Source organism: Bombella saccharophila, from assembly GCF_026385475.1.
Taxonomy (GTDB): Bacteria; Pseudomonadota; Alphaproteobacteria; order Acetobacterales; family Acetobacteraceae; genus Bombella; species Bombella saccharophila.
Map to the genome: position 1 here is coordinate 386,627 of NZ_JANIDW010000003.1, position 6,639 is coordinate 393,265.

Sequence of the window (6,639 nt, forward strand, 5' to 3'; positions counted from 1 at the left end):
CATGCAAAAGATCAAGTCGTGTCGTGATGACTTCTAGCCGTGCCGATGGGGCGGGGCAAGGGTTTTAGGTGAAGGGATATTGTTTTCCATCCACCCCACGTGCATGAGGGTGATGGTCTGGGGCAGTGGGGATGAGGTAATCCGGCCCTAAGGGAACCTTCCCTTTTCCTCCGGGAATATCCACAACATAAGTCGGCCATACTAACCCAGAGACGCGGCCCCTGAGTCGTTCAAGCAAAGCGCGTCCTTCCTCAACAGGGACATGGAAATGGGCCGTACCGGGGGCAGAATCGAGATGATGCAGATAATAAGGCTTTACACGCGCAGCAATTAAGGCCCGGAGCAATCCTTCTAAAGCCTCTTCAGTATCATTCACCCCACGCAGCAAAACCGATTGGGATAGTACAGGGATGGCCCGCCCCAATATGTGCCGAATAGCGTGGCGAGCCTGCTTTGTTATCTCACGTTCATGATTAGCATGGATGACTACCCATAAAGCGCGGTCTGTCTCTAACGCATCCAACAAAGCGGGGGTAATACGCTCCGGCGCGGCTACGGGAACACGGCTATGGAGCCGTATAATCTCTATATGCTTGATGTTAGAAAGCCGCTGAATAATATGCGTCATCCGGCGCGGAGAGAGCATGAGCGGGTCCCCCCCGGTGAGGATGATTTCACGAATGGCAGGATGTTCCTCAATCCAGCGGAACGCCGCTTCTAACTCGGAATCGCTTAACAACCCACCATCGGGGCCAACATGCTCCCGCCGGAAGCAGAAGCGACAATAAAGAGGGCAAATGAGCAAAGGCTTGAGCAACGCTCGGTCCTCATAACGATGCACAATACCCGGCACGGGGGAGAGGGCATCATCCCCAATCGGGTCAGCTTGCTCATGAGGCTGGGTTTGTAATTCCCGCTCATCGGGGATGACTTGCCGAGCAATCGGGTCATCAGGGCTTTGGATGAGCTGTTGGAATGCAGGAGGAATCGCTGTTGCATAATGATGCGCCACAGCTTCCAGCCCCTCTTTTTGGGCAGCTGTAATTAAGCCTGCTTCTAGCAAAGCATGTGGGCTGCGGAGTGTTTTATCTGAGGGGGTGGTAGGGTCAGGCATAATGTTGCTCTAGCGAAGGCGGATGGATTCCGGCAAGATGGGAGCAAGGCAATCATCTCATAATAAGAGGGGGCATCATGGGCCAAAGCACTGCCCAGATTAGAGAGCGTCTGCCCTTTTTGCAGCGGCGGTCCCAGATGGTTCGTGCTGTTCGTGCCTTTTTTGAGGGACGCGGCTATTGGGAGGTGGAAACCCCTTACCTTGTCCCAACGCCGGGGGAGGAGGTGCATCTACGCTGTTTCCGCAGCCTGTTGGAGCATCCAGATAGCACAGCGGAGCCACGCTACCTTCACACGAGTCCCGAATTCGCGATGAAACGCCTTGTCGCTGCTACGGGGCAGCCTTTGTTTCAGCTTGCGCGTGTGTGGCGCAATGGGGAGCGCAGTGCCACGCATATGCCGGAATTTACCATGCTAGAATGGTATCATCCCGGGGCGGGTTTATCGGCTTTGATGGATGAAACGGAGCAGCTCTTACGTGCAGTTTTGCCGCCCCATCTTCCCTATAAAGATGGGGTGTTAGACCTCACCCAGCCTTTTGAGCGTCTCACCATGCAGGAGGCTTTTGCCCGTTATGTGGGGGTGGATGTGTTAGCCACGGCTGATGATGCTGCCCATTTAGCGCATGATGCTGGCGTGACGTTACGAGAGGGTGAAACGTGGGAGGATCTTTTCTTCCGCCTTTTGTTAGAAAGAATCGAGCCTGTTATTGGGCGGGAGCGGCCTACCTTCCTAACCCATTGGCCTATCGCACAAGCCGCCCTTGCTAAGCGGGACGTGGCAGACCCACGCGTGGCTTTGCGCTTTGAGCTTTATGCTGGTGGGATGGAATTAGCCAATGCGTTTGAGGAATTAACCGACCCTCACGAACAACGAGCGCGTTTTGAAGCCGACCGCACGCGGCGTTTAGCCCTTACGCCAGAGCAAGATTGGCCGTTAGATGAGGCTTTCCTCGCGGCCCTTGCTGATATGCCGCCGACATCAGGCATCGCCTTAGGGTTTGACCGGCTCGTGATGTTGGCAACCGGGGCCCCTCGTCTTGAGACGATTCTTTGGCTAAGCTGTTAAGCAATGCATGTTATGTGATGATGATTATGTGATGGGTAGGGGGCATTATGAAGCTTTATAGGGGGATGTTGGTTATTTTAGGGGCAGGGCTTTTATTGGCCGCCTGTAGTACCCCTGAGATTCAGCGGCCAAAAGTGTTGAATGCTATGATTGGGCAAAGCTCGGTTGATGTGATTCGCCGTTTTGGCGTGCCAAGCCGTGGCTACCAAACACAGGGCCATAATTTCTTATCTTATATCGAGACAACAACCCAATATTCCCCCGGTACAGGCGGTTGGGATTGGGGCTGGGGTGGCGGCTATGGGTACGGCTATGGCTATGGCGGCTGGGGTGGTGTGGAAATCCCCCCCAGCTATTATAGCAGCAGTTGCCAGACCACCTTCGAGCTTGTGTCTGATCAGGTTGTGGGGTGGAAAATGCATGGGGGTGGATGTTGAGCATGCGCCGGATTCTACGGTGTAAAACACCGTTATTGATTGGCTCTTTTGTAGCATTATGCGCTGTAGCAGGCTGTAGCGATAAGCCCGACCGCCAAGACCCGTTGGATGTCTCAGCCTCTACACATGGGACCTTCCTGCCAGAGGCGGAGAGCATCCATGAGCGATATAAACCTGCTGGCCCTGATGAGCCACCCAACCCAGCCAGCGCGTATCATGTCCCGCCAGTCATGTCGTATGAGGATCGCCCATTGAGCGATAATATAGCCAGCGCGATTGAGCTTGCCGATTATGCAGTTGTAACACAGCGGGCAGGTTATTGGCAGTATTTGGAGGGGGAGGATAATTATACGGTTCTTGCTATCCCTAATAAGCCGTTTGAGGCCTATTACCGCGTTCAAGTCGCTCCTCTTGCAGAGGGTCCACGCCATACTTATGTTCGCGAGCTGATTGGCCAGACAATCATTAAAGGGTCGTGGGATGTCAAGAAAATTCGCCGCCGGGCTGCTCGATCACAGGATGGAACAGTGCGCGTTAAAACCCTCTCGGGCCCGGATTATGACCTGCTCTTTAAGCCCTTGCCTGATGGGCGTATTCAAGTCATCGGGCGTAATGGTTCTGCGATGTTGAAGGGGAGCGAATATAAGCAAGCGAACGGCATGTTGCTTGTGATTGATTCAGTATTGCCGCATCGGTGAGGGAGGTGGGAGGCTCTTTTTAAGAGAGAGCCTCTTTTATCTCGACAAAACGGGTGGTGATGTCCTCTGCATTATGCAGTGGAATTGCTAGAAAATCCGCTCCCGCTTTGGCCGCTGCTGCCCCGTCCTCCACGGCTGTAATATGCTCTGCTACAATAGGGAGTTCCGCGAAGAGGCTCCATTGCGTAATGGCTGTTAGGGCCGTAGCGGGGAGGCTGATATAATCTGCACCGTGCTCCCCAGCACTCATTGCATCATCTAATGTGAGGCATGAACATCCTAATTGCAGGTTTTTAGGTTTATCCTTGCGATTAATAAGGGTCTTTACCTCTGCAGGATGGGAGAGATGCAGCCCATCAATCTCTGTAAGGGGAATATCGCAAAGCAACCCAAGGTCAGATGGTGCGAGGATGAGAGCTACATTATAGCTCCACACCATTTGACGAAGGGAGTCTAACAGGCTGTGTTTTAAGGTTCTATCAAAACATAAACGCACAGCCGTTACGCTCTCCATTTCTAAAATAGGAGGCAGCCGGTCTTGAAGTTCCGTCAATAGTTGGAGCGAGGGCAATACGGGGTAGAGGTCAGGCATAGTCATAATATACTAGATGTGGCAGATCATAGTTTGTTTTGCCAGTAATTCGTCTCGGGAGGGCGGATAGTAAAGAGGCGTCCTCGCATTGCTGGTGGTAAAACAGAGTGGAACTCTCGGCAAATAACACCATCCACACCGCGATATAGGGCTTCCATAGCGAGGGCGGCATTAGCGCCACAGTCCAAGATAGAAGGGCGTGGGATGCCTGAGATGAGATGTAACCACCAAGGTAGCCCTAGGCTCGTCCCAGCGTGAGGGGGGGAGAGGATGGTAAAAGGGGCTTTGTTCACGTGTTGATGAATGGTTAGTAATACAGGCCGGGTGGTAATCGTGATAAAGGGATGAGGAAAACGGGCAAAGATGCTTGACGTGTCGTGAAGATCAGTCATGGTGGTCTCACATGGCGGATGAGTGTATCTTATTGGATTATAAAGGGGGAGTGTGTTAGTGCCAGAGGGGAACTTACCAATTATCATGCAGAAAAATCCAGACCTTGAGCAGTTAGAAACGGCTCTCGTGCAACTTGGTTTTGCTTTGGAGCAGCAAGAAATTCAACATGAGGCCGAACGCACCCAGCAGGAGGAGATGCGTAGCACTCTACTCAAACGGATTGAATATTTAGAAGCTCAGCTTCGTGACTATCTTAAAGGTTGTGAGGGCACCTCTCTAAAGGAAGAAAAGGAGTAACATTATGGCTCAGGTAACACTTCCATTAGGGGGAGTTAGTTATACAGTTGGCTGTCAGGACGGTGAGGAGGAGCATCTAAAAGCTCTGGCTGGGTCTATTAGCCAACGATTGGAGGATGTGCGCAAAACATTGGCGCCACGTGGGGATAAAGAAGCACTTTTTCTTGTTGCTCTGTTAATGGCTGATGAGCTTTATGAGGCTCAAAGTAAACGCATGACAGCAGAAGAGCGTGCGCTGCTTTCTCGCAGTCGTCAACTAGAGGCAGTGCAGGAGCAAATGTCTGGTCGTTTGGCTGATGCTGCTACAATGGCTAATAATTTGCTCCAACGGGTGGAGGCGCATCTCCAAATGACTCAGCAAGATACTAGGCTCACGAGTAAATCGACAGCGCCTTCCAAACAATAATTTCAGTAAAGAAACACAGGGTCTATGCTTGTGATCTCTGGCCAGTAATGCAATATGAAGGGCGAAGCTGCCTAGCGCGTCAGGCAAGATCAACCTCTGGGCCGATAAGCACTTCCAAGGGAACTGGCTCTGTCGTGGCTGTGGTCACGTTATTACCGGTGCCCACCTGCCCTAGCAGGTCCGGGAGGGCTGATGAGACCAACGGCTAAGGTGGCTTCACGGAACAAACTTATGCCCGACAGCATTACATCTTTCGCACAAAAACAGCGTATTCGGCAGGCCTGCCTTGCCGATAGACCATTTGTCACACCACGGCAAAATCGGCAGCTTATCGCGCGTCTTGCGGTGCTTTTGCAGTCTATAAAACCAAACATAGTGGCTGCCGTATGGCCTTTACCCGGGGAGGTGGATTTACGTCCCCTTTGTAAACAGCTTGCGCGCGTGGGGTATCAGGTCGCCCTCCCACACACCCCTCCTAAAGGACAGCCTCTTATATTCCGCTGTTGGACAGAAACAACGCGCATGAGGCGAGGTCGTTTTGGCACGTCCTTTCCCACAGGGCGGCGCTGTAAGCCGGATGTTATACTCGTTCCTCTTGTCGCTTTTGATAGAGCAGGGGGGCGGCTTGGTTATGGCGGGGGCTATTATGACCGCACCTTACCGCTCTACCCGCAAGCGCGCTTGATAGGGTACGGTTTCTCTCAACAAGAGCAAGCGCACATTCCGATGGATGAGCATGATCAGCCCCTTCCCATGATCGTAACAGACTCTGAAATCATCCAGACAGCCAGCATGAAGGACATGTTTTGAGACTTTTATTTTTAGGCGATATTGTTGGCCGTAGCGGGCGTGATGCTGTCTTAGCTGGTTTGAAGGATTGGCGAGAGCAGCTATCTCTTGATGCCGTAATCGCGAATGCCGAAAATGCCTCCCACGGCTTTGGGCTATCTCCCCAAATTGCGCGTGATCTTTTGGATGGCGGCGTTGATGTCATCACACTGGGCAATCATGCGTGGGACCGTAAGGATTTAATCGGTCAATTAGATCAACTCCCCGCGGTTGTACGTCCTGCAAATTATCCAGAGGGCACACCAGGGCAAGGGGGTTGCGTACTAACCCTACCATGCGGGCGGAAAATTTTGGTCATTAACGTAATGGGCCGCATCTTTATGGATGCGCTGGATGATCCTTTCCGCGCTGTAGATGCAATCCTCTCACGCCATCGCCTCGGTGGGACTGTTCATGCTGCCATTTTGGATGTCCATGCTGAAACAACAAGCGAGAAGATGGTCTTTGGTCACCATTATGATGGCCGCTTTTCCCTGATAGTGGGGACGCACACGCATATTCCCACCGCCGATCATCGTATCTTAAAAGGGGGGACCGCTTATCAAACCGATGCAGGCATGTGCGGGGACTATGACAGCGTTATCGGGATGGAAAAGGAAAATGCCATCCGTAAAATGTTAAAGAAAGTCCCAACAGATCGTTTCCAACCAGCAACAGGCAAAGCCACCGTTACAGGCTTGATGGTCGAGACGGACGATCTTACGGGCCTTGCTATTAGGGTTTGTCCTTTTCGGCATGGTGGTGAGCTTCTGCCCTCCATGCCGGATTTTTAATTTTTTTGTAGCG

The 6,639-nt window shown here is 52.3% G+C and carries 10 protein-coding genes and 1 other RNA gene; 8 read left to right on the top strand and 3 right to left on the bottom strand.

The annotated features are described in order from the left end of the window. Nucleotides 1-64: 64 nt before the first annotated feature. A complete protein-coding gene (locus NQF64_RS07885; protein ID WP_099026739.1) occupies nt 65-1,114 on the bottom strand; it encodes a lysine-2,3-aminomutase-like protein in 1,050 nt (349 codons plus the stop codon). Nucleotides 1,115-1,191: 77 nt separating this feature from the next. On the opposite strand from NQF64_RS07885, the gene epmA reads away from it, so the two are divergent. The 3 genes from epmA to NQF64_RS07900 are packed head-to-tail and all read left to right on the top strand — an operon-like array spanning nt 1,192 to nt 3,316. Next, complete coding sequence (epmA, locus tag NQF64_RS07890) at nt 1,192-2,181, top strand: EF-P lysine aminoacylase EpmA (protein ID WP_266107002.1); 990 nt, start codon at nt 1,192-1,194, stop codon at nt 2,179-2,181. A 47-nt stretch (nt 2,182-2,228) separates the two neighbouring features. Beyond that, nucleotides 2,229-2,618: a hypothetical protein gene (locus NQF64_RS07895; RefSeq protein WP_266107003.1), complete on the top strand. Its 390-nt coding sequence runs from the start codon at nt 2,229-2,231 to the stop codon at nt 2,616-2,618. A 2-nt stretch (nt 2,619-2,620) separates the two neighbouring features. Beyond that, nucleotides 2,621-3,316: a hypothetical protein gene (locus tag NQF64_RS07900; RefSeq protein ID WP_266107004.1), complete on the top strand. Its 696-nt coding sequence runs from the start codon at nt 2,621-2,623 to the stop codon at nt 3,314-3,316. Nucleotides 3,317-3,335: 19 nt separating this feature from the next. Here NQF64_RS07900 and NQF64_RS07905 read toward each other — a convergent pair whose 3' ends face one another. Together NQF64_RS07905 and NQF64_RS07910 are read right to left on the bottom strand one after the other, a co-directional pair. Further along, the gene (locus tag NQF64_RS07905; RefSeq protein WP_266107005.1) at nt 3,336-3,914 is read right to left on the bottom strand and encodes a thiamine phosphate synthase; all 579 of its coding nucleotides are present in this window, start codon (nt 3,912-3,914) and stop codon (nt 3,336-3,338) included. A 20-nt stretch (nt 3,915-3,934) separates the two neighbouring features. Next, the gene (locus NQF64_RS07910) at nt 3,935-4,300 is read right to left on the bottom strand and encodes a hypothetical protein (protein ID WP_143813638.1); all 366 of its coding nucleotides are present in this window, start codon (nt 4,298-4,300) and stop codon (nt 3,935-3,937) included. Between the two features lie 85 nt (nt 4,301-4,385). Between NQF64_RS07910 and NQF64_RS07915 the strand changes: the two genes are divergently transcribed. From NQF64_RS07915 to NQF64_RS07935, 5 genes are all read left to right on the top strand, one after another. After that, nucleotides 4,386-4,598, top strand: a complete 213-nt coding sequence (locus tag NQF64_RS07915) for a hypothetical protein (RefSeq protein ID WP_143813637.1) — start codon at nt 4,386-4,388, stop codon at nt 4,596-4,598. A 4-nt stretch (nt 4,599-4,602) separates the two neighbouring features. Then, nucleotides 4,603-5,004 carry a cell division protein ZapA gene (locus tag NQF64_RS07920; RefSeq protein WP_266107006.1) on the top strand — a complete coding sequence of 134 codons (402 nt, stop codon included), beginning with the start codon at nt 4,603-4,605 and terminating at the stop codon, nt 5,002-5,004. A gap of 61 nt (nt 5,005-5,065) precedes the next feature. Then, a non-coding RNA gene (gene ssrS, locus NQF64_RS07925) (6S RNA) lies at nt 5,066-5,225 on the top strand. A gap of 10 nt (nt 5,226-5,235) precedes the next feature. Beyond that, nucleotides 5,236-5,814 (top strand): 5-formyltetrahydrofolate cyclo-ligase, encoded by a 579-nt coding sequence (locus NQF64_RS07930; RefSeq protein WP_266107007.1) that lies wholly within the window; start codon nt 5,236-5,238, stop codon nt 5,812-5,814. Next, nucleotides 5,811-6,626: a TIGR00282 family metallophosphoesterase gene (locus tag NQF64_RS07935; protein ID WP_099026731.1), complete on the top strand. Its 816-nt coding sequence runs from the start codon at nt 5,811-5,813 to the stop codon at nt 6,624-6,626. Before NQF64_RS07930 ends, NQF64_RS07935 begins: the two co-directional genes overlap by 4 nt. Nucleotides 6,627-6,639: the final 13 nt, after the last annotated feature.

Excerpts from the sequence above, each read along its gene's own strand:
- NQF64_RS07885 (WP_099026739.1), bottom strand. The coding sequence starts at position 1,114 with ATGCCTGACCCTACCACCCCCTCAGATAAAACACTCCGCAGCCCACAT.
- epmA (WP_266107002.1), top strand. The coding sequence starts at position 1,192 with ATGGGCCAAAGCACTGCCCAGATTAGAGAGCGTCTGCCCTTTTTGCAG.
- NQF64_RS07895 (WP_266107003.1), top strand. The coding sequence starts at position 2,229 with ATGAAGCTTTATAGGGGGATGTTGGTTATTTTAGGGGCAGGGCTTTTA.
- NQF64_RS07900 (WP_266107004.1), top strand. The coding sequence starts at position 2,621 with ATGCGCCGGATTCTACGGTGTAAAACACCGTTATTGATTGGCTCTTTT.
- NQF64_RS07905 (WP_266107005.1), bottom strand. The coding sequence starts at position 3,914 with ATGACTATGCCTGACCTCTACCCCGTATTGCCCTCGCTCCAACTATTG.
- NQF64_RS07910 (WP_143813638.1), bottom strand. The coding sequence starts at position 4,300 with ATGACTGATCTTCACGACACGTCAAGCATCTTTGCCCGTTTTCCTCAT.
- NQF64_RS07915 (WP_143813637.1), top strand. The coding sequence starts at position 4,386 with ATGCAGAAAAATCCAGACCTTGAGCAGTTAGAAACGGCTCTCGTGCAA.
- NQF64_RS07920 (WP_266107006.1), top strand. The coding sequence starts at position 4,603 with ATGGCTCAGGTAACACTTCCATTAGGGGGAGTTAGTTATACAGTTGGC.
- NQF64_RS07930 (WP_266107007.1), top strand. The coding sequence starts at position 5,236 with ATGCCCGACAGCATTACATCTTTCGCACAAAAACAGCGTATTCGGCAG.